20 protein-coding genes and 1 riboswitch are annotated in these 25,358 nt (G+C 67.4%); of the genes, 11 read left to right on the top strand and 9 right to left on the bottom strand.

The window, feature by feature from the left end; genetic code table 11:
• Positions 1–115: 115 nt before the first annotated feature.
• The 3 genes from THPRO_RS07870 to typA form a co-directional block, all read right to left on the bottom strand.
• Positions 116–547, bottom strand: a complete 432-nt coding sequence (locus tag THPRO_RS07870; RefSeq protein WP_038090549.1) for a hypothetical protein — start codon at positions 545–547, stop codon at positions 116–118.
• Positions 548–856: 309 nt separating this feature from the next.
• Complete coding sequence (locus THPRO_RS07875) at positions 857–2,053, bottom strand: GGDEF domain-containing response regulator (protein WP_052064383.1); 1,197 nt, start codon at positions 2,051–2,053, stop codon at positions 857–859.
• Positions 2,054–2,109: 56 nt separating this feature from the next.
• Entirely contained in the window at positions 2,110–3,927 is a 1,818-nt protein-coding gene (gene typA / locus THPRO_RS07880) for a translational GTPase TypA (RefSeq protein WP_065089468.1), read from the bottom strand.
• 99 nt (positions 3,928–4,026) lie between these two features.
• On the opposite strand from typA, the gene THPRO_RS07885 reads away from it, so the two are divergent.
• On the top strand, positions 4,027–4,428 hold the full coding sequence (locus THPRO_RS07885; RefSeq protein WP_038090547.1) for a group II truncated hemoglobin: 402 nt from the start codon (positions 4,027–4,029) through the stop codon (positions 4,426–4,428).
• An 18-nt stretch (positions 4,429–4,446) separates the two neighbouring features.
• On the opposite strand, the gene THPRO_RS07890 is transcribed toward THPRO_RS07885, so the two are convergent.
• Genes THPRO_RS07890 through ureE form a run of 5 tightly spaced genes read right to left on the bottom strand, consistent with a single transcriptional unit; the run spans position 4,447 to position 7,383 of the window.
• A complete protein-coding gene (locus THPRO_RS07890) occupies positions 4,447–5,178 on the bottom strand; it encodes a hemerythrin domain-containing protein (RefSeq protein WP_052064382.1) in 732 nt (243 codons plus the stop codon).
• 8 nt (positions 5,179–5,186) lie between these two features.
• Positions 5,187–5,567 (bottom strand): SirB2 family protein, encoded by a 381-nt coding sequence (locus THPRO_RS07895; RefSeq protein ID WP_038090544.1) that lies wholly within the window; start codon positions 5,565–5,567, stop codon positions 5,187–5,189.
• Positions 5,568–5,607: 40 nt separating this feature from the next.
• Positions 5,608–6,243 carry an urease accessory protein UreG gene (ureG, locus tag THPRO_RS07900; protein WP_052064381.1) on the bottom strand — a complete coding sequence of 212 codons (636 nt, stop codon included), beginning with the start codon at positions 6,241–6,243 and terminating at the stop codon, positions 5,608–5,610.
• Complete coding sequence (locus tag THPRO_RS07905) at positions 6,240–6,929, bottom strand: urease accessory protein UreF (RefSeq protein ID WP_038090541.1); 690 nt, start codon at positions 6,927–6,929, stop codon at positions 6,240–6,242. The genes ureG and THPRO_RS07905 overlap by 4 nt, the downstream gene beginning before the upstream one ends.
• Positions 6,919–7,383, bottom strand: coding sequence for an urease accessory protein UreE (ureE, locus tag THPRO_RS07910; RefSeq protein WP_145930750.1), 465 nt, complete (start codon positions 7,381–7,383; stop codon positions 6,919–6,921). Before ureE ends, THPRO_RS07905 begins: the two co-directional genes overlap by 11 nt.
• A gap of 192 nt (positions 7,384–7,575) precedes the next feature.
• On the opposite strand from ureE, the gene THPRO_RS07915 reads away from it, so the two are divergent.
• The 7 genes from THPRO_RS07915 (at position 7,576) to THPRO_RS07945 (ending at position 16,635) form a co-directional block, all read left to right on the top strand.
• On the top strand, positions 7,576–11,163 hold the full coding sequence (locus THPRO_RS07915; RefSeq protein ID WP_065089469.1) for a hydantoinase B/oxoprolinase family protein: 3,588 nt from the start codon (positions 7,576–7,578) through the stop codon (positions 11,161–11,163).
• Positions 11,164–11,410: 247 nt separating this feature from the next.
• Positions 11,411–11,510, top strand: a riboswitch (guanidine-I (ykkC/yxkD leader).
• A gap of 71 nt (positions 11,511–11,581) precedes the next feature.
• Complete coding sequence (locus THPRO_RS07920) at positions 11,582–12,583, top strand: ABC transporter substrate-binding protein (protein WP_038090537.1); 1,002 nt, start codon at positions 11,582–11,584, stop codon at positions 12,581–12,583.
• A gap of 31 nt (positions 12,584–12,614) precedes the next feature.
• On the top strand, positions 12,615–13,646 hold the full coding sequence (locus THPRO_RS07925; protein WP_082954526.1) for a fatty acid desaturase family protein: 1,032 nt from the start codon (positions 12,615–12,617) through the stop codon (positions 13,644–13,646).
• 1 nt (position 13,647) lies between these two features.
• Positions 13,648–14,400 (top strand): SDR family NAD(P)-dependent oxidoreductase, encoded by a 753-nt coding sequence (locus tag THPRO_RS07930; RefSeq protein ID WP_052064380.1) that lies wholly within the window; start codon positions 13,648–13,650, stop codon positions 14,398–14,400.
• A 17-nt stretch (positions 14,401–14,417) separates the two neighbouring features.
• Positions 14,418–15,188 carry a creatininase gene (locus tag THPRO_RS07935; RefSeq protein WP_065089470.1) on the top strand — a complete coding sequence of 257 codons (771 nt, stop codon included), beginning with the start codon at positions 14,418–14,420 and terminating at the stop codon, positions 15,186–15,188.
• Positions 15,185–15,856 carry a cysteine hydrolase family protein gene (locus THPRO_RS07940; RefSeq protein WP_038090536.1) on the top strand — a complete coding sequence of 224 codons (672 nt, stop codon included), beginning with the start codon at positions 15,185–15,187 and terminating at the stop codon, positions 15,854–15,856. Before THPRO_RS07935 ends, THPRO_RS07940 begins: the two co-directional genes overlap by 4 nt.
• The gene (locus tag THPRO_RS07945) at positions 15,853–16,635 is read left to right on the top strand and encodes an N-acyl homoserine lactonase family protein (protein ID WP_038090533.1); all 783 of its coding nucleotides are present in this window, start codon (positions 15,853–15,855) and stop codon (positions 16,633–16,635) included. Before THPRO_RS07940 ends, THPRO_RS07945 begins: the two co-directional genes overlap by 4 nt.
• On the opposite strand, the gene THPRO_RS07950 is transcribed toward THPRO_RS07945, so the two are convergent.
• Positions 16,626–18,734 (bottom strand): GAF domain-containing protein, encoded by a 2,109-nt coding sequence (locus THPRO_RS07950; RefSeq protein ID WP_065089471.1) that lies wholly within the window; start codon positions 18,732–18,734, stop codon positions 16,626–16,628. The genes THPRO_RS07945 and THPRO_RS07950 overlap by 10 nt on opposite strands.
• Positions 18,735–19,223: 489 nt before the next feature.
• On the opposite strand from THPRO_RS07950, the gene THPRO_RS07955 reads away from it, so the two are divergent.
• The 3 genes from THPRO_RS07955 (at position 19,224) to katG (ending at position 25,292) form a co-directional block, all read left to right on the top strand.
• Positions 19,224–21,797, top strand: coding sequence for an EAL domain-containing protein (locus THPRO_RS07955; RefSeq protein ID WP_082954527.1), 2,574 nt, complete (start codon positions 19,224–19,226; stop codon positions 21,795–21,797).
• Between the two features lie 147 nt (positions 21,798–21,944).
• Positions 21,945–22,958 carry an aldo/keto reductase gene (locus THPRO_RS07960; protein ID WP_038090524.1) on the top strand — a complete coding sequence of 338 codons (1,014 nt, stop codon included), beginning with the start codon at positions 21,945–21,947 and terminating at the stop codon, positions 22,956–22,958.
• 156 nt (positions 22,959–23,114) lie between these two features.
• The gene (gene katG / locus THPRO_RS07965; RefSeq protein WP_038090519.1) at positions 23,115–25,292 is read left to right on the top strand and encodes a catalase/peroxidase HPI; all 2,178 of its coding nucleotides are present in this window, start codon (positions 23,115–23,117) and stop codon (positions 25,290–25,292) included.
• Positions 25,293–25,358 lie beyond the last annotated feature (66 nt).

A 25,358-nucleotide genomic window follows, 5' to 3' on the forward strand; every position in this document is an offset into this window, starting at 1 on the left:
AGGCAGCAGCTCTTGCTTCAAAAACTTCCAATCGGAAACGGGATTTCGGAACTACGGACAGACGCCATCGAACCGACACGGTTGTCGCGTCGGCTGGGCGTCTAGAGAAGGGGTGCTAAATACGGAGGCGGAGGGTCGCCAGGTATACTGCCGAGTGCTTGCGCTGCAAACCGCCTTCTAGCGGATCGCGTAGGCTACGCCCTACAGCCGCGTTGAGCAGTGCAGCGAGCAGGATAAGAAGGGCAAAACAGAGGAAGCCGAAACCCACCACATCGAACGCATGCCTGGGCTCGGTAAATTCGAACACGCCCCGGCTATCCTCCATGACCGCCCGGTCTACCACGCTGGCACGGGTGTGCTCTCCATGAGAGGTCACCCGGTCGCGACGCAAAACCGTGGCATGCGCGTGCGTGGAGGGCGGGGCATTGTTCTGGGCGATTGCAGCCAGGGAGGCAAGCGCAGGCTTCACAAGTACGGAAAACAGCAACACGATAAATACCGCGCCGCCGAGTTTCATCCACCTGTATTGATCGAAACCTGTAATCATGGGTCTCTATGCCGGGGAAGCGACAGCGGCTTGAAACCGACCTGCGCGTCCCTGCGTCGCTCCTGACTTTTGGTTATCGATTACCGGGAACCTTTTCGCTCCTGGCAACGTGTTAGTAGTGTTTCGCCTTCACCGTGGTCGCTTTTATATCCCAATAATCTTTGCGATCAAAATCAAAGTTTATGATAAGACCTATCAGTTCATATTATTCTCTGATATGGGAATATTATAGTTTTCTGATATAAGGACAAGGCAAAGCCGTGCCACACGCTTCAAGCGCGACACGCTCGATATGACAGGATATTGAAATCAGAAAGATTTCAGGCGCTCTCGCATCCGCGACAAGCCGTCGTCCAGCCCGAGATCGAGCTGCCTGTTACCAAAAACGAGCAAGGGATACAAGCGGATCATCAGACGCTTGAGCTGCGTGCCGACCTTCGCCGTTTCGCCAGCGCGTACCAGCACAAGCGCCTCGTCCAGGGTTAGCGACTCTTCCTGCGGCAGCATCATCGGCCCCTGATCGGCCTCCGCCTCGAAGATCAACTGGTCGCCACCTTCCCGCATTCCACGCATCAGGCGCGATTCAGCAACCTTGAGCACCTCCTCGAACTGCAGCGATTCCGTGAGCGCCGGCGTCACCAGCCCCTCGCTGACCGTCATGCGGAAACGCGTCTGCCCGCTTCGGTAGCCCGTCTTGCGCATGATCTGGTGTATTTTCTCGGCGGTGCCACGCGCCGAAGCCGCACCAGCGCCCAACATGAGCACGGCAAAATCGGCTCGCCCGATGCGGGCAACTGTATCCTCGCTGCGCACACATGAAGCGATGATCCGCGAGATGTTGACCATGACCTTCTCGGCCACGCCCTCGCCCTTCTTGCGCTCGAGCACGTCGAAACGATCGATATTGATCCGCAGCAGTGAAATCGCCGTCGCGTGCCGGATCGCGAATGACAGCAGTTCGGGACCATGCTTCATCAGATACTGGCGGTTGGCCAGCCCGGTCAGCGGGTCGATGGTCGACTCCAACTCCAGCGCCTTGGTCGCGCGCTGCAGCTTGCGGGTCGTCTGGTCCAGGTGGACGTACGAGCGCGCGCGCGCTCGCAATTGCAGGGAATCGAAGGGCTTGGTGATGAAATCGGTGGCGCCGAGGTGCATGGCGCGGTGCTGCATGCGTTCGTCATCGCTGTGACCGGTGATGATGACCACCGGCAGCTGATTGATGCGCGGATGCACCGACTCGCGGATCAGCCGCAGCAGCTGGAAGCCGTTCAGCGACGGCATCATGAGATCGGTAAAGACCACCTGGATGCTGGCATCGCTGCTGATGATGTCCCAGGCGGCGTCGCCGTCGTTGGCCTCGACCACTTCGAAGTCGCCCGCCAGCAGGCGGCTCATCGCAAGACACATCGTCGGCGAATCGTCGACGATCAGTATCCGCGGTCGCTGCAGCGCCACGTCATCGGGGACGCCCGCAGCGGGGCGCTTCAACGGTACTGCTTGCGACATGCGATCACCTCCCGCAAACCTCACAGGGACTACGGGGAGGCCGGATCAGATGCTGATCAGGCCGTCGCCCGTGCCGACCGTTTGCGTTCATGCTCCAGCAGGAACTTCTTGCGCAAACGGATATGATGCGGTGTTACCTCGACCAGTTCGTCGTCGTCGATGAACTCCAGCGCCTGCTCCAGCGACATCCTGATCGGCGGTGTCAGCAGGATGTTCTCGTCCGAGCCCGCGGCGCGGATATTGGTCAACTGCTTGGCCTTGAGCGGGTTGACCACGAGGTCGTTGTCGCGGGAATGAATGCCCACGATCATGCCTTCGTAGACTTCCTCTCCCGGCCCGATGAACAGGCGGCCGCGTTCCTGCAGGTTGAACAACGCATATCCCAGCGCCTTGCCGGCGCCATTGGCGATCAGGACCCCGTTGTTACGCTGGCCGAACTCCCCGCGCTTGAGTGCGCCATAGTGGTCGAACACGTTATATAGCAGACCGGTGCCCTGCGTTGCGGTCAGAAACTCCGTGCGGAACCCGATCAGCCCTCGCGCGGGGATGATGTAGTCCAGGCGCACGCGCCCCTGCCCGTCCGGAATCATGTCCTTGAGTTCGCCGCCGCGCTCGCCGAGCTTCTGCATGACCGCGCCCTGGTGGTCTTCCTCGACATCCACGGTCAGCTGTTCGTAGGGCTCCTCGCGCACGCCATCGACCTCGCGCACGATCACCTCAGGGCGCGACACGCCGAGCTCGTAGCCCTCGCGGCGCATGTTCTCGATCAGCACCGACAGGTGCAGTTCGCCGCGCCCGGACACCTTGAACTTGTCGGGATCGTCGGTCTCCTCGACGCGCAGGGCGACGTTGTGCACCAGTTCACGCTCGAGTCGTTCGCGAATCTGGCGGCTGGTGACGTACTTGCCGTCGCGCCCGGCGAAAGGCGAGGTATTGACCTGGAAGGTCATGCTGACGGTCGGCTCGTCCACGGTTAGCGGTGGCAGCGCCTCCGGTTGCTGGGGCGAGCACAGGGTATCCGAAATATTCAGCGGGTCGAGGCCGGTGAAGGCGATGATGTCGCCGGCTTCGGCCTCCGGCACCTCCACGCGCTCCAGACCGTGGAAACCCAGCACCTGCAGCACGCGTCCATTGCGGCGGTTGCCGTCGCGGTCGATCACGGCGACCTGGGTATTGGTCTTGATGCGGCCGCGGGTGATGCGGCCAATGCCGATGACGCCGACATAACTGTTGTAATCGAGCGAGCTGACCTGTAGCTGCAGCGGCCCCTCTGGATCGACCTCGGGCGGCTGCACGTGCTCTACGATCGCCTGGAACAGCGGGTCCATGTTGCCTTCGCGCACGTCCGAGTCGGTGCCGGCATAACCGTTCAGTGCCGAGGCATAGATCACCCGAAAGTCCAGCTGCTCGTCGGTCGCGCCGAGGCGGTCGAACAGGTCGAAGGTCTGGTCAACCACCCAATCGGGGCGCGCGCCGGGACGGTCGACCTTGTTGACGACCACGATCGGACGCAGGCCCTGGGCCAGCGCCTTTTGCGTGACGAAACGCGTCTGCGGCATCGGGCCGTCCACCGCGTCCACCAGCAGCAACACCGAATCCACCATCGACATCACACGCTCGACCTCGCCGCCGAAGTCGGCATGGCCGGGGGTGTCGACGATATTGATGTGGTAGCCCTGCCAGTCGATGGCGGTGTTCTTGGCCAGGATGGTGATGCCGCGCTCCTTTTCCAGCGCGTTCGAGTCCATGACCCGCTCCACGACCTCCGCGCGCGCGTCGAAAGTGCCGGACTGCTGCAGCAGCTTGTCCACCAGCGTGGTCTTGCCGTGGTCGACGTGGGCGATGATGGCGATGTTGCGTATTGAGCGGGTCATATATGTTACGGTTATCTCAAGGGCCCGCAATTGTATCTGGAAAGCTTGCGCGGCGCATGCAAATCATTGAATGGTCATCCACGCACCCCCGGAATTTCCATGTCCCAACCCACGCTCCCCGTGGTCTCCCCCTACGAACGCCTCGGCGGCGAGGCCGGCCTGCGCAGCTTGGTGCATCGTTTCTATACCCTCATGGACACGCTGCCGGAGGCGAAAGGGATCCGCGCGTTGCATCCCGCCTCGCTCGCGGGATCCGAGGACAAGCTGTTCAAGTTCCTCTCCGGCTGGCTCGGCGGCCCGCCGCTGTACACGCAGGAATACGGCCACCCCATGCTGCGCAGGCGTCACCTGCCCTTCGCCATCGGCGACCGCGAGCGCGACGCCTGGATGCTGTGCATGGACCGCGCGCTTGCCGAACGGGATCTGGAGGACGCGTTCGTCGCCGCGCTCCGCGAAGCCCTGTATCGCACCGCGGATCACATGCGCAACCAGCCCGAATAGAACCGCTACCCGACCGCGTTATTCGATGCCGAGCGTCGCCGCGGCTTCGTCGCCGGCCCGCACCAGGCCCTGAACCCGCGGGAACAACTCGTCGGCGATCGCCGGTTCGTGCCGCAACGCGCGCATCCAGTGCGGAAACAGATTGTTCTCCTCGCGCCACTCATGCTTGGCCAGCTGGCCCGAAATGATGGCGAAGAAGGGCGCGAGCATGCCGGCATCGTCCATGCCCTCGTCCAGCATCTCCTCGATCATGACCGTGTGTTCGATGATTTCCTCATGCTCGCGCAACATGATGGAGGTGGGGTCGTCGCCACGCGCGGATCGCGGCAGCGACAGCACCGGCACCACGAGGTCGTTCTCCGCCTCGACGTGGCGCCGCAGGCAGGCCGCGTAGACGCGAAAGTGCGCCAGCGCGGTGTCCATGTCGCCCGCGTTGCTGCGATGCAGGGCGGTGGCGAACAGATGATCCACCCGCACGTGATCGCGGGTCAGCAGGTCGACGAGATCGCTGGCGGCCACGTCCTCGCGGCGGCGCACGCGCACGCGCCAGACGGGCGGCCCCGCTTCCACCACATCCCAATAGATGCCGTTGCGCAGCTCCAGCGTCAGCGCGTCAAGCAGGATGCGAGGGTCGTCATAGGCCAGAATTTCGGTCTGCTGGCCGCGAACAAGACCGCGCAGCCGGCCGAGCAGGTAGCTGTGTTCGGTCTGCTCGCCGCGCGCGGCCAGGTCAATCTGCTGCGAATTCATCCTGCCTCCTATCCGGGCATCAGCGGCATGGGCCGATGGGTCAACGCCACGCTCGCGATATAGAAAAACACCGCCAGCGCGGCAATCCACGCCGTGGCGCGCACGGTCTTCGTACGGCCGCGGCGCAGCGCGACCACGCCTAATCCGATGTAGACCACGACCGCGGTCAACTTGGCGGAGAACCAGACGTGCTGCATCGGCGAAAGACGCAGACGAAACGCCAGCCACAGGCCGCTGAGCAGCAGCACGGTATCGATCACATGCGGCAGCACGCGCGTCAGCGGCGCACGCAGCCGCGACGAACCGCGGAGCATCCACACCCCGCGCGTGACGAAACCACCCAGCGATAGCATCGCGCTGGTGATATGCACCTTCAGCAACCAGTCCACGGCTTGCCCTCCCGAATGCGGTCCCGCCCCGCTGGCCGGCTCAGGCCAGCATGCCCCGCGCCACGATGAAATCGACGATCTGCTGCACGCCCTCGCCCGCGCGGATGTTGGTGAACACGAACGGATGCTCGCCGCGCATCCGGCGCGCGTCACGATCCATCACCTCCAGCGAGGCGCCCACGTGGGGCGCGAGATCGATCTTGTTGATCACCAGCAGATCGGACCTGGTAATCCCCGGCCCGCCCTTACGCGGAATCTTGTCGCCGGCGGATACGTCGATCACGTAGATCGTCAGGTCCGAAAGTTCCGGGCTGAAGGTCGCGCTGAGGTTGTCACCGCCGCTTTCCACGAATACCAGGTCCAGCGACGGTATGCGCGCAACCAGCTCATCCACGGCCGCCAGATTCATGGAGGCATCCTCGCGGATCGCGGTATGCGGACATCCCCCCGTCTCCACGCCGACGATACGCTCCGTCGGCAGCGCGTCGTGGCGGATCAGGAACTCGGCGTCCTCGCGCGTGTAGATGTCGTTGGTGACCACGGCCAGCTCGTAGTCCGCGCGCATGCGCTTGCACAAGGCCTCGACCAGCGCCGTCTTGCCCGAGCCGACCGGGCCGCCGATGCCCACGCGCAATACCGCCGAATTCTGCCCCACCTCGTTCTCCCGTGCGTTCATGACCGGAACAGACGCGAATACTGGCGTGCGTGCGCCGTGCTCGCGAGCGCGTAGCCGGGCGCCGAACGCCCGAGCGCCGCATCGGGCACGTCCAGCGCGATGTCGGCCACGCGAGGCAGCATCGCGACCAGCGTGCTCAATATCCGCTGCCCTGCCGATTGTCCGAGCGGCACCAGCTTGATCGCCGCCGCCACCTGGTTTTCGGCCCAGGACCATGCGTAGCCTAACACCGCCTGGCGCGGCGCAATGCCCCAATGCGAGGCCGCCAGCGCAAACAGGGTCGCGAAGGTCAGCGGCCGCTGCGTCAGCCAGTCCGCCGCCTCAGGCACGTCCAGCCCCGCGAGCACGCGCGCCAGCGCAGCGCCGAGATGGACATCCTCCTCGCGCAGCTCGCCGGTTTCGCGCAACGCGTAGAGTAGCGCCGTCCAGCTCTGGACCGCCGCCCGATCGCCAGCCTCCCAGGCGGCCTGCAGCCGGACCAGCAGCGGCAGATCGGCATGAGCCTGCCCTTGTCTCAGCACGCCGCCGATCCACTCCGCCGCCGTCGCCTCGTCGCGCACCCAACCGGCCTCCACGGCTGCCTCCAGCCCCTGAGAATAGGCATAGGCGCCGACCGGCAGCGCCGGACTGACCAGCTGCAGCAGGCGCAGCAGCGCGAGATCGCCCCCCAGACCCTCAGTGCCCATGTGCGTGTCCGTGTGCGTGCTCGCCGCCGTAGGCGCCGGCCTCGGGTTCGAAGGGCGCCTGCTCGACGCTTACCGTCAGCCCCAGCCCGCGCACCATGTCGTCCAGCACATGATCGTGCGCGTAGCGCAGCCAATCCTCCGCCACCTGCAGCGCCACATGGCGGTTGCCAAGATGATAGGCGGCACGCAGCAGGTCGAGCGGCTGCTCCGCGCGCACGGTGGAGACCGTCTCCGTCGCCGCACGCACCTCGACGATACGACCATCGTCCGCGCGCAGCCGATCGCCGTGTCGCAGCACCCGGCCGCGCGGCAGGAACAGCCCCACCTCGCCGCCGTCGTCAAGCCGCGTGCGCAGACGGCTGCGCTGGCGCAGCTCGAAAGGCAGCGTCAGGCTCGCATCCGGCGTCGCGCCGGCATCGGCCAGGGCCTCGATTCGGATCAGATCCGCAGACATCCGCGCACTCCATCAACATCCGTCCGCACAGCTTATCGGAGCGCCGCGCCAATGTGTACGGCCCGCCCCAATGAGGTGCGCACGCGAGCGGATGCCAGCCGCGAATGACGCGCACCCCGGGCTATAATCGGCCGTTCGTGCGGGGCATGGCGCTTGCATGCCCCGCCACCGTCACCACCGAAAGGCCTGCCGATGAACCTGCAAAACCGCCAGCGCTGGCGTTTCTGGATCGACCGCGGCGGCACCTTCACCGATGTGGTCGCGGTCGACGATGCCGGCGCGCTGCGGCGTATGAAGCTGCTGTCCGAGGATCCTGAGCATTACGCCGACGCCGCGGTCGAGGCGGTGCGCCGCCTGCTCGGCGTCGCGTCGGGCGCTCCCCTGCCGGTCGAGCGCATCGCGGAGGTGCGCATGGGCACCACTGTGGCCACCAACGCCCTGCTGGAACGCAAGGGCGCGCGGGTGCTGCTGGTCACCGCCCGCGGCCTGGGCGACGCGCTGTGGATCGGCTACCAGAACCGCCCCGAGCTGTTCGCGCTGCACATCCGCCGCCCAGCCCCGTACTACGCCGAGGTACTGGAGGTCGACGGCCGGGTCGACCCGCAGGGCCGGGAAATCGAGGCGATCGACACCGCGGCGGCAGGCGCGGGCCTCGCAGCCGCTCGGACACGCGGCTGCGAAGCCTGCGCCATCGTCCTGCCGCACGCCTTCGCCCACCCGCGCCACGAGCAGGCGCTGGTCGCGCTGGCCGAGACCGCGGGCTTCACGGAAATCAGCGCCTCGCACGCGGTCGCGCCGCAGCTCGGCTTCGTCGCGCGCGGCCAGACCACCGTGATCGACGGCTACCTGACGCCACCGCTGCGCCGCTACGTGCGTCAGGTGGCCGAAGGCCTTTCCGGCGCGCCGCTGTATTTCATGAAATCCGACGGCGGCCTGTGCGCGGCCGAACAGCTGCGCGGCGCCGACGCCATACTGTCGGGCCCGGCCGGCGGCGTTGTGGGCGCGATCAGCGCCGCCGCCGAGGCCGGCTTCGAACGCCTGATCGGCCTCGACATGGGCGGCACCTCGACCGACGTCTGCCATTACGCCGGCGAACTGGAACGCGCCGCACATAGCGAGGTGGCCGGCCAGCGCCTGCTGCGTCCGACCCTGGCGGTTCATACCGTGGCGGCGGGCGGCGGGTCCATCGTCGACCTGACCCAGGGCCGGCTTACCGTGGGGCCGGCCTCCGCCGGCGCCGACCCCGGGCCCGCCTGCTATCGACGCGGCGGACCGCTCACGCTCACCGACTGCAATCTGTTCCTCGGCCGGCTGGTGCCCGAGCGTTTTCCGCGCGTGTTCGGCCCCACGGCCGACCAACCGCTGGACCCGGGCGCCGCCGCAGCCCGCCTGCGCGCACTGGCGGACATCCTGCCCGAGGCGAACGCCGAAACGATCGCCGCCGGCGCGCTCGCCATCGGCGTCGCCCACATGGCCGAGGCGATCCGCAAAATCACACTCGGGCGAGGTCTCGACATCGAGGAACACTGCCTGATCGGCTTCGGCGGCGCCGGCGGGCAACACGCCTGCCAGGTCGCCGCGGCGCTCGGCCTGCGGCGCGTACTGCTACCGCCGCTCGGCGGCGTGCTCTCCGCCTACGGCATCGGCATGGCGGCGGTATCCACGCTCCGCCGCCTCGGCCTCGAACGGTCGCTCGACGCCACCGCCGCCACGCTGTCGAACCAGTTCGAGCGTCTGATCGAGACCGCACGCCCGGACCTGGCCGGCGCGACGGACCCCGGGCACGCGCCCGAGATCGCCCGCCGCGTGCAGCTGCGCTATCGCGGCGCCGATACCACGCTCGCCCTCGACTGGATGGACGGATGCGACCTCGCCACGGCCTTCCATGCGCGCCATGCGGAGGCCTTCGGTTTCGTGCAGGATGCGCCGATCGTCGTCGCCGCGATCGAGGTCGAGCTTTCGCTGCCGGGTCATGCCGCGGTGCGCCTGTCGCCCGCCGCCTGCCGGCCGGCCGAGCCACTGGCCCATCAGCGCGCATGGTTCGACGGCTGGATCACGGTCCCCGTGTACGCCCGCGCCGACCTGCCCGAAGGCCAGATGGTGAATGGCCCCGCCATCGTCGCCGAGGACATCGGCACCACGGTGGTGGAACCCGGCTGGCGATTGCGCGTGCAGCGCAACGGCGCGCTGCTGCTGGAGGCCGATGCCGAAGGCGCGCGCACGCCGGTACCGGCCACCGTCGGCAGCGACACGACCCCCGACCCGGTGCGCCTGGAGCTGTTCCGCAACCGCTTCATGGCCATCGCCGAACAGATGGGCGAAGTGCTGCGCCAGACTGCGCACTCGGTCAATATCAAGGAACGTCTCGACTATTCCTGCGCGATCTTCGCCCCGGACGGCGGCCTGGTCGCCAACGCCCCGCACATCCCCGTGCACCTCGGTTCAATGAGTGAAACCATCCGGGGCCTGCTCGACCGCCAGACCCTGCGTCCAGGCCAGGTCTGGGTGCAGAACAACCCCTATGCGGGCGGTACCCACCTGCCCGACGTCACCGCCATCACGCCCGTTTTCGACGCCGAGGGTCGCGGGTTGCAGTTCCTGGTGGCCAGCCGTGCGCACCATGCCGACATCGGCGGCATCACGCCCGGCTCGATGCCGCCCGGCAGCCGTCGCATCGAGGAGGAAGGCGTGTTGATCGACGATTTCCTCCTGGTAGAGGCCGAACGCCTGCGCGTCGATCCGCTGCGCGAACTGCTCGCCGGCGGCCCCTATCCGGCACGCAACCCCGAACAGAATCTGGCCGACCTCAAGGCGCAGATCGCCGCCAACCACCGCGGTCGACGCGAGCTGCTGCGCACGGTTGCCGAGCTGGGCCTCCCCACCGTGCAGGCCTACATGGGGCATATCCAGGCCAATGCCGAAGCGGCGGTTCGGGCGCTGCTCGAACGCCTGCCCGAAGGGCGCTTCGAAACCGCGATGGACAACGGCGCGCGTATCGCCGTGGCCGTGCGCATCGAGCGCGCGCAGGGCGGGGCGACGATCGATTTCAGCGGCACCTCGCCGCAGCGCGCGGACAATTTCAACGCCCCCACCGCGGTCACCCGCGCGGCCGTGCTCTACTGGCTGCGCACCCTGGTCGGCGAGGACATCCCGCTCAACGACGGCTGCCTCAAGCCGGTGCGACTCATCGTTCCCCCGGGTTCCCTGCTCGCGCCCGTCACACCGGCGGCGGTGGTCGCCGGCAACGTCGAGATCAGCCAGGTGGTGGCCGAATGCCTGTTCGCCGCCGTCGGTGCCTGCGCCTCCGCGCAGGGCACGATGAACAACCTGAGCTTCGGCAGCGAGGTCTTCCAGCACTACGAGACCCTCGGCGGCGGCTCAGGCGCCGGACCCGACTTCGACGGCATGGCCGCGGTGCACGCGCACATGTCCAACTCGCGGCTGACCGACCCCGAGGTCATGGAGTGGCGCTTCCCGATCCGCGTCGAGGCCTTCACGCTGCGTCCCGGATCGGGCGGCGCGGGACGCCATCGCGGCGGCGACGGCCTGATCCGCCGCCTGCGCCTGCTCGAACCGATGACCGTGGCCCTGCTCTCCAACCGCCGCACCAGCGCGCCGTTCGGCCTTGCAGGCGGCGATTGCGGCCAGCCCGGCAGCAACCGCCTGATCCGCGCCGACGGTCGCGTGGAGGACCTCGGCGCCTGCGGTCAGCGCGAGGCCGGTGCCGGCGACCTGCTGATCGTCGAAACGCCCGGCGGCGGTGGATTCGGCGCGGCCTGAAAACCGCCAACCGGCTCGCGCCGATGCACCGGGGCGAAGCGCACGCGCCATCGGCTGCCCCGGCGCGAGGCAGCCGATGGCGCGACAGGTAGCGCCCAAGTCCAGCCAAGCCTCCAATATCCCACTGAAAACAAAAAATATTTTTACTGCACGCCGGACAAGCGGCGCGCTGGCACCAAACGTGCTAACGATTAACTTATCGAAACTGCGAGCACATCCATCGCAAACAAGCACCGAATCAAACGTTTCTAAAGGCGACTAGGGTTCCGCCCGGACGACCGGGGTCTGGTCCGAGAGTCGCCGGCCCCGGCGGCGGGGCTACACGGCGGGACAAAAGCCCGGGAGAGCGAATACGCAGTCGTATTCACTCCCCGGGTTTTTTCGTTTTTCGGCTGGGCCAACTTCGGGAGAAAGCACGATGAACTCGACACTCAAGATCAAACTCGCAACGGCGTGCCTGCTCGGCGTCTCCATGCTGATGGGCGGCACCGCCTCGGCCATGCCGACCGTCAGCATCGGCACGGTGGTCTGGATCGGCTACGCGCCGCTCTACGTGGCCGAACACATCCAAGCCTTCGAGAAGCACGGCGTCAAGGTCAAGTTCACCAACTTCTCCGACAACGCCACCATGCCGGCCGCCGTCGAAGGCGGTTCGATCGACGGCGCCACCCTGACCTACGACCAGGTGCTGCCGGGCGCCGCCAAGGGCTGGGACCTGCAGGTCGCGCTGCCCATCGACTATTCCAGCGGCGCCGACGCCATGGTCTCCACCGACGACATCACCAGCATCAAGCAGATCCGCGGCATGAACGTCGCCTACAACGCCCTTTCGCCGTCCGCCTTCCTGCTCGCCTACGCGCTGCAGAAGAACGGCATGAGCCTCAAGGACGTGCGCTCGGTGAACATGGATCCCGGCGCGGTGCCGGCGGCCCTGATCGGCGGCAACGTCAAGGTCGGCGTGACCTACGAACCCAGCGTCTCCTCGGTGGTCAAGGCCGACGGCGGCAAGCGCTTCCACGTGCTCTTCTCCAGTCGCGAGGCGCCGGGGCTGATCACCGACGTGCTGGTGTTCAAGCACAGCTACATCGTCAAGCACAAGGCCGAGGTCAGGGGCATCATCGAGGCCTACTACGACGGACTGGCCTACATGAAGGCGCACCCGAAGGAGGCCGCGGTATACATCGCCAAATCCATGGGCATCAAGCCCGACGAGGTCGCCGACCAACTCGCCGGCATCCACAATCCGACCCCGGCGCAGGCGGTGATGAACTTCAAGCCGTCCAAGGCCATCGACTCCTTCTACACCAGCGGCAAGGTGATCGGCGGCATCCTCATCGCCAACGGCACGATGCACAAGATGCCCGACCTCGCCAAGACGCTGTACCCCCACTTCGTGGAGGCCATCGCCGCCGGCCATTGAGGCGGCGGCACGGTCCATTCGGAGGACGACCATGCAAACCTGGACCACGAGACTCGCGGCGCTGGCGCCGCGCGAACCCGGCGGCACCCTGGCGACCTGGGCCTTCCTCGCCTATGCGACCCTGGGTTATGCGCTCGGCGTCTGGCTGCTCACGCGGCCGGCGCCGTGGCTCGCCGCCCTCGGCGTGCTGCTGACGGCACACACCCTGGTGATCGCGGCCTATTTCATCCACGAATTCGCGCACCTGACGATCTTCCGCAGCCGCACGACGAACGACCGCTTCGGCACGCTGATGACCTGGATCACCGGTGCCTGCTACGCGCCCTTCGACAATTTGCGCCGCAAGCATCTGCGCCATCATGCGGACCGTGCCGATGTCGTCACCTTCGATTACCTTGCCTTTCTCAAGCGCCTGCCCGTCCCGCTGCGCAAGCTCGTCGTCGCGCTCGAATGGCTGCACGTGCCGGCGGTGGAGCTGATCATGCACGGCTTCGTCATCGTCATGCCCTTCATTTCGCACGAGCAGCAAGCGCGGCGCGGCCGTGTGCTCGCGATCCTGGCGATCCGCGTGGTGCTGTTCGGCGCGCTCGGTCTTTATGCTCCGCGCGCGCTGTGGCTGTACGCCCTCGCCTACCTGCTGTTCCTCGCGGTGCTGCGTTTCGTCGACGCCTTCCAGCACACCTATGTGGCCTACCCGCTGCTGGCCAGCGGCAAACCGCCCGACATGCCGGCGCGCGACCGCGAATACGAATACCGCAACACCTACTCCAATCTGGTGTCGGTCGCGCACCCCTGGCTCAACCTGCTGACCCTCAACTTCGTCTACCACAACGCCCACCACGCGCGCGCCAGCGTGCCCTGGTTCCGCCTGCCCGCGCTGCATCGCGAACTGTACGGCGCGTCCGACCCGCAAGTGCTGCCGATGCGCGAACTGCTGCGCACCTACCACCGCAACCGGCTCGCCCGCGTGCTCGGCGGCGACTACGGTGCGGTCGGCGAAGGTCGGGGACGGGCCGACGGCTTCGTCGGCGCGGTCGGCGTCTCCTTCCTCACGGCGGTGTGACGTGCAGATCGACCTGAGCGGCAGGACCGCCCTGGTCACCGGCGCCGCCAGCGGCATCGGCCGGGCCACCGCGCTGGCCCTCGGCGAGGCCGGCGCGCGCGTGGCGGTCAACCACCTCGACCGCGCGGCCGAGGCCGATGAAGTGGTCGACCGGCTGCGCGCGCTGGGCGCGCGCGCCATCGCCTGCGAGGCGGACGTTACCGACGGCGCCCAGGTCGGCGCGATGATCGACAAGGTCGTGGCCGCGCTCGACGGCATCGACATCCTGGTCAACAACGCCGGCATCATCCTCGAACGCCCCTTCCTCGACATGGACGAGGCGGACTGGGACCGCGTACTCGGCACCGACCTCAAGTCCGTGTTCCTGTGCTGCCGCGCCGCCCTGCCGGACATGCTGGCCCGCGGCGGCGGCTGCATCGTCAACGTCGCCTCGGAGCTGGGCTATCTCGGCCGCGCCGGTTACGCCGCCTACGCCAGCGCCAAGGCCGGCGTGATCGGGCTCACCCGCTCGCTGGCGCGCGAGTTCGCGCCCACGATCCGCGTCAACGCGGTCGCGCCCGGCCCCGTCGCCACGGCCATGCTCGACCCCTCGCTGATGAGCCCCGAGGTGATCGCCCGCGAAACGGACATTCCCCTCGGCCGCCTCGGCCACCCCGAGGAGATCGCCGCCAGCGTCGTCTTCCTCGCCTCGCCGCTCGCCTCGTTCTACTGCGGACAGACGCTGGGGCCGAACGGCGGCGCACTGATGACCTGACCCCGGAGCCGAAACCGATGAGCGAAGTCCGCATGGAGCGCATGAGCTGGGTGGAGTACCGCCGCCGCGTCGAGACCGACGATCCGGTGGTGTTCCTGCCCTGCGGGTCGCTGGAACAGCACGGGCCGCACCTGCCGCTGGGGGTGGATGCGATGCTCTCCACCGCGGTCGCCTGCGAGGCGGCGCGCCGCTGCGGCGGCATCGTCGCCCCCGCGCTGGCCTACGGCTACAAGTCGCAGCCGCGCTGCGGCGGCGGCCAGCATTTCCCCGGCACCACCAGCCTCGACGGCGACCACCTCAGCCAGCTCGCGCGCGACGTGATCCGCGAGTTCGCCCGTCACGGCGTGCGCAAGCTCGCCCTCGTCGACGGCCACTACGAAAACCAGTGGTTCCTGATCGAGGGCATCGATCTTGCCCTGCGCGACCTCGGCCGCGACTGCGGCCTGCGCGTGCTGCGCACCGAATACTGGGATTTCTGCACCGAGGACGTGCTCGGCGAGGTGTTCCCCGACGGCTTTCCCGGCTTCGCCCTGGAGCACGCCGCCGTCATCGAAACCTCGCTGATGCTGCACTTCCACCCGGACCTGGTATGGACCGACCGCATTCCCGACGACGGCCCCGCCGAATTCCCGCCCTACGACCTCTACCCGCCCGAGACCGAACGCGTGCCGCCCTCCGGCGTATTGTCCTCGGCGCGCGGCGCCAGCGCCGGCAAGGGCGCCCTGCTGGCCGAGGCGGTCTGCGGCGGGCTGGCCGGTGCCGTGCACACGGCCTTCGTCGCATCATGAGCCTGCCACACGCCCCGCTGCACGGCACCGCGTTGATGGTGATCGACATGCAGCGAGACTTCTGCGAAGCAGGCGGCTACGCCGACCGGGCCGGCCTCGACATCGCCCGACTGCGCGCGCCGATCGCCAACATCACCCGGCTGCTGGCCGCCGCGCGCGAATACGGCGTGGCCGTGCTCTACACCCGTGAAGGCCATCGTCCCGATCTTGCCGACCTGACCGCGACCAAGCGCGAACGCAGCGCGGCCGCAGGCGCGCCGGTCGGCAGCCGCGGGCCGCTGGGCCGGCTGCTGGTACGCGGCGAATACGGCCAGGATGTCATCGACGAACTGGCGCCGCGGGCGGGCGAACCGGTGATCGACAAACCCGGTTACAGCGCCTTCCACGCCACCGGCCTCGCCCGTCTGCTCGACGATGCCGGCATACGCCACCTCATCCTGACCGGCATCACCACGGACGTCTGCGTGCACTCCACGCTGCGCGCCGCCGTCGATCGCGGCTACCGCTGCATCACCGTCGGCGATGCCTGTGCCGCATCCGACACCGCGCTGCATGACGCGGCCATCGCCATGATCGGCGGCGAAGGCGGCATCTTCGGCGGTGTTGCCAGTACCGAATCGCTGCTGCAAGCCTGGAAAAAGATCGCCGCGCCGGGAGCGCCCGCATGACCCGCAGCATCCGACTCGCCCCGCTGCTGACCGGCATCCACCGCTACGAGAAGACCCTGTCCACCCGCAACCGCGGGCATGGGATATTCATCGAGGCGCCCATCCTCGCCTACCTGATCGAGACGCCGCAGGGGCGCATCCTGTACGACGTCGGCTGCGACTACGGCAAGCTCAGCGATCCCGCGCTGCGCGCGCGCTATTACGACTCTGCGGCCTTTCCGTTCGGACCGCCCCAGATGCGCGAGGAGGACCGCCTGCCGAGCCGGCTCGCGCGTCTCGGGCTCGCCCCCGCCGACATCGACCTCGTGTTCGTCGGCCACCTGCACTTCGATCACGCCGGCGGGCTGTGCGAGGTCTGCGGCGCGGAAATCCACGTGCACCGGCGCGAATGGGAGGCGGCGCGCGCGCAGGCCGACGAGGCCTATTTCCAGGACGATTTCGCCGGCGACTACCGCTGGCGTTATGCAGACGGCGAATACGAACTCGCCCCCGGCGTGCGCGCCATCGAAAGCCCCGGCCATACCGCCGGACACATGTCGCTGTACGTCGAGCTGCCCAAGGGTCCGCCGATCATTCTCGCCGGCGACGCGGCCGATCTCACCGAGAACCTGGAGGACGAGATCGCGCCGGGGCTGTGCTGGCAGGACCGAGAGGACATGGCGGTCGCGAGCATCCGCAAGCTCAAGCGCACGGCGCATGAGACCGGCGCCGTGCTCTGGCCCAACCACGACATGGCCTTCTGGCGCTCGCGCAAGCCCTTCCCCGGCTTTTACACCTGAACCACAGCATGCGTCTGGCGCGTGCGATCGCGCAGGATATCGAGGCCGTAGGCAAGATTGCCGCTCAGTTCCTCCAGCAACGCCACCTCCTGCTCGTCGAACACGCCCAGCTTCGCGCTGTAGAGCGTAAGCGCGCCGAGTACGCCGTCGCGGCCGATCAGGGGCAGCGAAACCATGCAGGCGAAGCCACGATCCAGCGCGCGCTGCGCCCAGATTTCCGTCGCCCCCATCTCGATCAGATCCCCGATCACGCAGGCCCGGCGCTCGCGCATAGCGTAGTTGTGGGGCAGTAGATCCTGCGCCGGTTCGCTGCTGGCCGCCGCCTGCGCGACGAAGGCGGCATCGGCACCAAGATAGGCCGCCACGCGTACCGGCTGATCCGGGCGCGCGGGATCGAGCAGGCCGATCCAGACGCAGGTGTAGACGTCGCCGTCGACGAGCCCCTCGCATACGCCGTGAACCCATTCCGACTCGCTGCCCGCGCGGGCCAGCAGGCGATCGTAGCTTTGCATCAGATTCAAGGCCCGGTTGGCCTTCGCGAGCGCCTGCTCGCGTTCCTTGCGTTTGGAGATATCGGTCATCAAGCCGAACAGTCCGACGATTTCGCCCTGCTCGTCGCGCTCCCAGCGTCCTCGATCCTCGATCCAGCGCACGGTGCGACCGTCACGATGACGCATGCGGTAATTGAGGACGAAATCCTCGCCGGTCTTCTTCGCGTCGACGATCTGCGCGAGCACGCGCTCGCGGTCCTCGTCGACGATCAGGCGGCCGCGCAGCCCCGGGTCGGCGGCGAAATCATCGGCGCCGAAACCCAGCAGCGGCTCGGCGGCCTGACTGACGAAGGTCAGGCGCAGCCCCGGCGGCGAGGCTGTGTAGAGCACGCCCGGTACCGTTTCGACGATGCCCTGGATACGTTGCCGCGCAGCGACCAGTTCGGCCTCGTGGGCCTGCAGGTGCGCGGCCATGGCGTTGAAGCTGGCGGCCAGCGTGCCGACCTCGTCGTGCCCGCCGTAGTGCACCCGCTCGCGGTAGTCGCCACGCCCGATATACTCGGCGATGCGCGCAAGGCGGTTGAGCGGACGGGTCAGCCGGTAACCGAACAATGTCACGATCAGCGCCAGCAGCAGCATGACGCCGACGACGGTCCAGGCGGCCTGCCAGGCGAGACGCTGCGCGGGCGCGAATATCATCGACTCGGGCTGCTCGATGACCAGGCTCCAGTCGCGGCTCGACGCATTGCTGCCGGGCATCACCACGTGCGTGGACAACATCGTGCGGCCGCTGGCGTCCCGCGCGTGCAGCACCTCGTGTCGGAGCGACCCGGACGATGCGCGCATCAGCTCATCGCCCGTCTCGAAACCCGCTCCGTGCACACCGCTCATCTTCGCCCCATGCCGGGCGATTACATGGCCGAGCGCATCGAGCAGATAGATGCCGCCCTCCGGCGGCGCGGCGCGCGCGATCTCTTCCGCGATCACCGGCCAGCGGTATTGCGCGAGCATCACGCCGATCACCTGGCCCTCGTCGGCGCCGCCGCCTGGCCCCTTGTCCTGGTCCTCGGTGCCGCTCGCGGTCTCGTCCTCGGGCGCCAATATCGGCGCCGCGAAGATCAGCGTCTTTTCATCGCCTTTGCCCGGCTCGACCAGGCTGGAGCCGTAGAAACGCCCGCTCATCGCCGTGCGGTAGGCGATCGCCACCACCGGATTTTCGAGCGTGCGGATCGCGGCATAGGGATCGGTCGACAGCAAGAACCCGCGTTTGGCATCGAACACGCTCAGGCCATACCAGGGACCGGTGTATTCGCCGCGGGTGCGCAGCTCGCTTTGCAGCAAACGCTGATTGACCGGCGTGCGATAGCCCGGAGAACCGACATACAGCTTGAGGAATTCGTCGCCGGCCAGTATGCGCATGTCGCGCTGCGCGTAGCTCAAGGCGTCGCCGATCTTGGCGAGCACGCCTTGCGCGGTCGCTACCTGCGCATTGATCGCATCGCGCTCCAGCAGGACACTGACCTGCCGGTAGATCAATCCGCCCAGCACCAGGCCGGCGATCACCGCCGCAGCGGTCACCAGCAGCCCGAACTTCGCGCTCAGTTTCATGTTGCTCCTCGGTTCGGCCGCCCTGCGACGGCGCTGCCCGGCATTGCCCGGCTCCGGTCATTGGCATTCTTCGCTCTACCGATTGAGCCTAATACCCGTGTGGACAACTTGCCACCCGCCGCCGCGCAAAGATGCCGCCGACGGACAAACGGCGCCGTCTGGCCGCCGCACAACGCTCATGTTCTCATGGATATGACGGAGGACGCGCATCGGCGCCGTCCCATGTCCCGCCGCCCGCCGGGTAGGCGCCTTGAAGGACCACTCCGGACCCCGGAGGCATGCGCGCACTTCAGTATCCGCGTAAACGGTCGATAAGCCGTCTATCTTGATAGAAGCGTGAAGCGCACGCGCCAGGCACTCGGCACTCCAAGCACGCGCCAGGCCCAACTGACAACTCCGGATCGGGCCTGCCACACCGGTATGGTCCGGTCTGGCTGTGGAGAATCTATGCGCCAGGATGGACCGGCGGGCCCTCAAGGTCTGCGGCTCATGGACGTATTACGCGGACGCGGCGGTCTCGGCCTGCTGTTCGTCTGCCTGCTGTCGCTGATCGCCGGCGGCGTTTCGGGCGCCCCCCGGGCCGTAAGGGTCGGCGTCTATCAGAACCCGCCCAAGATCTTTCTGGAACATGGGCGGATTTCCGGCATCTTCGGCGATCTGCTCTACGCCATCGCGGACCGCGAGGGCTGGACCATCGAGCCGGTCGTCTGCAATTGGCAGCAATGCCTTAAGATGCTGCGGGACGGACGCATCGATCTGATGCCCGATGTCGCCTACAGCGCACTGCGCGCGCAGACCCTCGGTTTCGGCCGCGTCCCCGCGCTCTACAGCTGGTCCGAACTGTACAGCAATCCCGGCGTCCATTTGGTTTCGATCCGCGATCTCGCCGGCAAGCGCATCGTCGTGCTCGCGGGCTCGGTGCAGATGGGCTACCTGACCGAAATGATCCGCAGCTTCGGCCTTCACGACGTCACCCTCTTGTCCACCGACACGCTGGCCGCCGCATTCGAGATGACCGCCAGTGGCGATGCCGATGCGGTGGCCACGAACAAGTTCTTCGGCGACAGCGAAGCGCGCCGCTACCACCTCGACAACACACCCATCATCTTTCAACCCTCGCGGCTCTATTTCGCCACCGCCAAGGAGCGCGGCCAGGGCTTGCTCGACGCCATCGACTTCTATCTCAAGCAATGGCAGGCCTCGGCCAACTCCCCTTATTACCGCATTCTCGATCACTGGAAAGAGATTCAGCGCAAGACGCCGATCCCGCCGCTGGTCTGGTGGGGCGGCGGCGCACTGGTCATGCTGCTGATCGCGGCGCTGCTGTCGATGTGGCTGCAGCGGCGGCACGTACTGGCACAGGGGCGTCACCTGCGCATCACCGAGGCCAAGCTTGCGCTGATCCTCGACGGGGTCGATGCCGGCATTTACATCAAGGACCGGCAGCTTCGATATCAGTACGTCAACCACCGTCATGCCGAACACCTGGGCCTGCCGGCGCAGGCCATCATCGGGCGGACCGACGACGCCCTGTACGATGCCGAAACCGCAGCGCGCACGCAGGCCGACGACCGCCGCGTGCTCGATGACGGAGAGCGCCTGACCCTGGAGGAGGAAAACCAGCGCGCGGACGGTACGTCACGGCATACCTACCTGACCGTCAAGCAGCCGCTGCGCGATGAAAACGACGAGATTTACGCCCTCTGCGGCATTTCCACCGACTTCACCGAGCAGAAGCTCAATCAGGCGGAAATTCACCGGCTGGCCTTCTACGACCCCCTGACCGGGCTGCCCAATCGCAGCCTGCTGCTCGACCGCACCCGGCACGCGCTCGACAATTACGAACGCACGCGTTTACTCGGCGCCTTGCTGTTCATCGATCTGGACAACTTCAAGGTGCTCAACGACACCCTCGGCCACGGACAAGGCGATCGGCTGCTGGAACAGGTCGCCGCGCGCATCGGTGCCGAGGTACGCCGTAACGACACCCTGGCACGGCTCGGCGGCGACGAGTTCGTCCTGCTGATGGAAAATCTGGGCGAAACCCCGGACGCGGCGATACGCGACATCGAGGCCACGGGACGCAAGCTGCTGCATGCCTTCGGCGACCCCTTCCCGCTGCTGGACGAGCAGTACAACATCACCGCCAGTATCGGCGTGGCGCTGTTCTCGGAAGCGGACAACCACGTCGACGAACTGCTCAAGCGTGCCGACATGGCCATGTACGAGGCCAAGGCCGCCGGGCGCAACCAGATCAAATTCTTCGATCCCGTGATGCAGGATTCGTTGACCGCACGCGCGGCGCTCGAATCCGAGCTGCACGTGGCCCTCAAACAGGAACAGTTCCTGCTGCTCTATCAGCCGCAGACCGGCCGCGACGGGCAGGTGCTCGGGGCAGAGGCGCTGGTGCGCTGGCGGCATCCGCAGGAAGGCCTGATCTCGCCCGCCGTCTTCATTCCCGTGGCCGAATCCACCGGCCAGATACTGACGCTGGGCCGCTGGGTACTGCGCACCGCCTGCGAGCAGCTGGTCGCCTGGCAGCGGAGCCCCGCGCATGCCGGGCTGGCCCTGTCGGTCAACGTCAGCGCCCGCCAGTTCCACCACCCGGATTTCGTTTCCGAAGTGCTGACCCTGCTCGACGAGACCGGCGCCGCCCCCGACCGCCTGACGCTTGAACTGACGGAAAGCCTGTTCATCGACGACCTCGACAATCTGGTCGGCAAAATGAAGGCGCTCAAGGCGCGCGGCGTGCGCTTCTCGCTGGACGACTTCGGCACCGGCTATTCCTCGCTGAGCCATCTCAAGCGCCTGCCGTTGGATCAGCTCAAGATCGACCAGTCCTTCGTGCGCGACCTGCTCGTCGACCCCAACGACGCCGCCATCGTGCGTACCATCCTCGCCCTCGGCAAAAGCCTGGATCTCGAGGTCATGGCCGAAGGCGTGGAAACCGCGCAGCAACGCGAAGCCCTGGTCGCGCACGGCTGCCATCTGCAACAGGGCTACCTCCACGGCTACCCCGGCCCCGCAGACGCCGTGCTGGAAGGACAAGCGGGCAGGCGCTGATTCTGGCGCACCATCGCGCGGGAACCGCACGCGCGTAGCATGGTCTGATTTCCACACGGTCGCGCGGGTCATCCGGCGGCGATGCCGCGGCGGCAGCGGGGGAGGGCGCCGGGCACCTGAATCCAGCGCCCCCTAGGGGGTTAGATCGTGGATCAACGACGACTGGGCAGCAACGGACCGCACAGCGGCACGCTCGGGCTCGGCTGCATGGGCATGTCCGGCATGTACGGCCCGGCCGACCGCGCCGCCGCCATACGCACCATTCACGCCGCGCTGGAATCCGGCATCAACCTGCTCGACACCGGCGACTTCTATGGCATGGGCCACAACGAGCTGCTCATCGCCGAAGCCCTGCGAGGCCGCCCGCGCGAAGATGCGCTTTTGAGCGTGAAGTTCGGCGCCCTGCGCGATCCCGCCGGCGGCTGGTCGGGCTTCGACGCCAGGCCCATCGCCGTGAAAAACGACCTCGCCTACTCGCTGCAGCGGCTCGGTGTCGACCATATCGACATTTATCGCCCCGCGCGCCTCGACCCACAGGTCCCCATCGAGGACACGGTCGGCGCCATCGCGGACATGGTCCAGGCCGGCTACGTGCGCTATATCGGCCTTTCAGAAGTCGGCCCGGAAACCCTGCGCCGTGCCGCCGCCGTGCACCCGATCTGCGACCTGCAGATCGAGTATTCGCTGATTTCGCGCGGCATCGAACACGGCATCCTGCGCACCTGTCGCGAACTCGGCATCGGCATCACGGCCTACGGCGTGCTTTCGCGCGGACTGCTCGGCGGCCACTGGCGGCCCGGCGCCGCCTCGGCGGGCGACGGACGCGCCCGTTTCCCGCGGTTCCAGCCGGGCAACGTGGAACGCAACCTCGTGCTCGTCGAGACCCTCGAACGCATCGCCGCCCTCAAGGGCGCCACCGTGGCCCAGCTCGCCATCGCCTGGGTTGCCGCGCAGGGCGTCGACATCGTGCCGCTGGTCGGCGCGCGGACGCCCGCGCAGCTCGGCGAGGCGCTCGGCGCCCTCAAGCTGACGCTCGATGCAGCCGACCTCGTCACCCTCGAACGCGCCACCCCCGAGGAAGCCGTGGCCGGCGAACGCTACCCCTTGCCCCTGATGGCCGGGCTGGACAGCGAGCGGGCGACCGGCTGCCCGGAGGCATGACCGAATGCGCGGAGGCCGTGCGGGACGCCATCCGCTGCGTCATTGGCAAACGCTATCGGCACATTAGGAACAATTCATTTTATTGATTGATCGCGACGACCTATACAGATAGGCAACCGGCACAAGCCGCGTAAGACACTATCTGGAGGCGTCGCCATGACCCAAAATCACTGCCCGTTCCATCACACCGCCGGCGGCGGCACGACCAACCGCGACTGGTGGCCCAACCAACTGCGCCTGGACATCCTGCGCCAGCATGGCCCTCAGTCGAATCCAATGAGCGGATTCGACTACGCCGCGGCGTTCAAGCAACTCGACCTCGAGTCCGTCAAGCGCGACCTGCATGCACTGATGACCGACTCGCAGGACTGGTGGCCGGCCGACTTCGGCCATTACGGCCCGTTCTTCGTGCGCATGGCCTGGCATAGCGCCGGCACCTACCGCACCGGCGACGGCCGCGGCGGCGCGGGCACCGGCAACCAGCGCTTCGCGCCGGTCAACAGCTGGCCCGACAACGTCAACCTGGACAAGGCGCGGCGCCTGCTCTGGCCGATCAAGCAGAAATACGGGCGCAGCCTCTCCTGGGCGGATCTCATCATCCTCACCGGCAACGTCGCGCTCGAATCGATGGGCTTCAAGACCTTCGGATTCGCGGGCGGCCGCGAGGATATCTGGGAACCCGAAAAGGACATCTACTGGGGTTCGGAGAAGGCCTGGCTGGAGGATCGTCGCCATGCCGGCGAACACGAGCACCTTGAGAACCCGCTCGCCGCCGTGCAGATGGGGCTGATCTACGTGAACCCCGAGGGCCCGAACGGCCATCCCGACCCGATGGCCGCGGCGCACGACATCCGCGAGACCTTCGCGCGCATGGCGATGAACGACGAGGAAACCGTGGCGCTCATCGCGGGCGGACACACCTTCGGCAAGACCCACGGCGCAGGCGACGCGGCGCTGGTCGGGCCCGCCCCCGAGGCCGCACCCATCGAGGCCCAGGGTCTCGGCTGGCACAGCCGCCACGGGTCCGGCAAGGCCGGCGACACCATCACCAGCGGCCTGGAGGTCACCTGGACGCAGACGCCCACCCGCTGGAGCCAGGCCTTCTTCGACAACCTGTTCGGCTACGAATGGGAATTGTCGAAAAGCCCGGCGGGCGCGCATCAGTGGGTACCCAGGAACGGCGCCGGCGCGGGCGAGATCCCGGATGCGCACGACCCAGGGAAGCGGCATGCGCCGACCATGCTCACCACCGACCTCGCGTTGCGTTTCGATCCGGCCTACGCAAGGATCGCGCGGCACTTCCACGCGGATCCGGAGGCCTTCGCCGACGCCTTCGCGCGGGCCTGGTTCAAGCTCACGCACCGCGACATGGGACCGCGTGCGCGCTACCTCGGCCCGGACGTGCCCGCCGAGGCGCTGATCTGGCAAGACCCGATCCCGGCGGCGGATCACGCGTTGATCGAGGCGCACGACGTGGCCGACCTCAAGGCGCAGATCCTCGGCACGGGGCTATCGGTCGGCGAGCTGGTGTCCACCGCCTGGGCCTCGGCCGCCAGCTTCCGCGGCTCGGACATGCGCGGCGGCGCGAACGGTGCCCGCATCCGCCTGGCGCCGCAAAAGGACTGGGCGGCGAACGAACCGGCGCGACTGGCGAAGGTGCTGGGCGTGCTGGGCGGCGTCCGCGACGCCTTCAACCGGACGCAGACCGGCGACAAGCGGGTCTCGCTCGCCGATCTCATCGTGCTGGCGGGCAGCGCCGGGGTCGAGGAGGCCGCAAGGCGTGCCGGCCACCCGGTCGAGGTGCCGTTCGCGCCGGGCCGCATGGACGCGACGCAGGCGCAGACCGACGTGGATTCGTTCGCCGTGCTGGAACCCATCGCCGACGGTTTCCGCAACTACCAGAAGACACGCTACACGGTCCCGGCCGAGGCCCTGCTGGTGGACAAGGCGCAGCTGCTCTCGCTGAGCCCGCCGGAGATGACGGTGCTCGTCGGCGGCCTGCGGGTGCTCGGCGCCAACCACGGCCAGACGCGTCACGGCGCGTTCACCGAGCGGCCGGAAACCCTGAGCAACGACTTCTTCGTGAACCTGTTGGACATGGGCACAGTGTGGACGCCGACGTCTGAAGCGGAGGACCTGTTCGAGGGCCGCGACCGGCACACCGGCGAACGCCGCTGGACCGCGACGCGGGTCGACCTCGTGTTCGGTTCGAACGCCGAGCTGCGCGCCCTCGCCGAGTACTACGCCAGCGCGGACGCCGGGACGCGGTTCGTCCAGGACTTCGTCGCCGCGTGGGACAAGGTGATGATGCTCGACCGCTTCGACCTCGCCTGAGGCCACGGCCATCGATCTGCCGGCGGCGCACCCGTTCGGTGCGCCGCCGGCGTTCGCCAGCGACCC

Source organism: Acidihalobacter prosperus, assembly GCF_000754095.2.
GTDB lineage: Bacteria > Pseudomonadota > Gammaproteobacteria > DSM-5130 > Acidihalobacteraceae > Acidihalobacter > Acidihalobacter prosperus.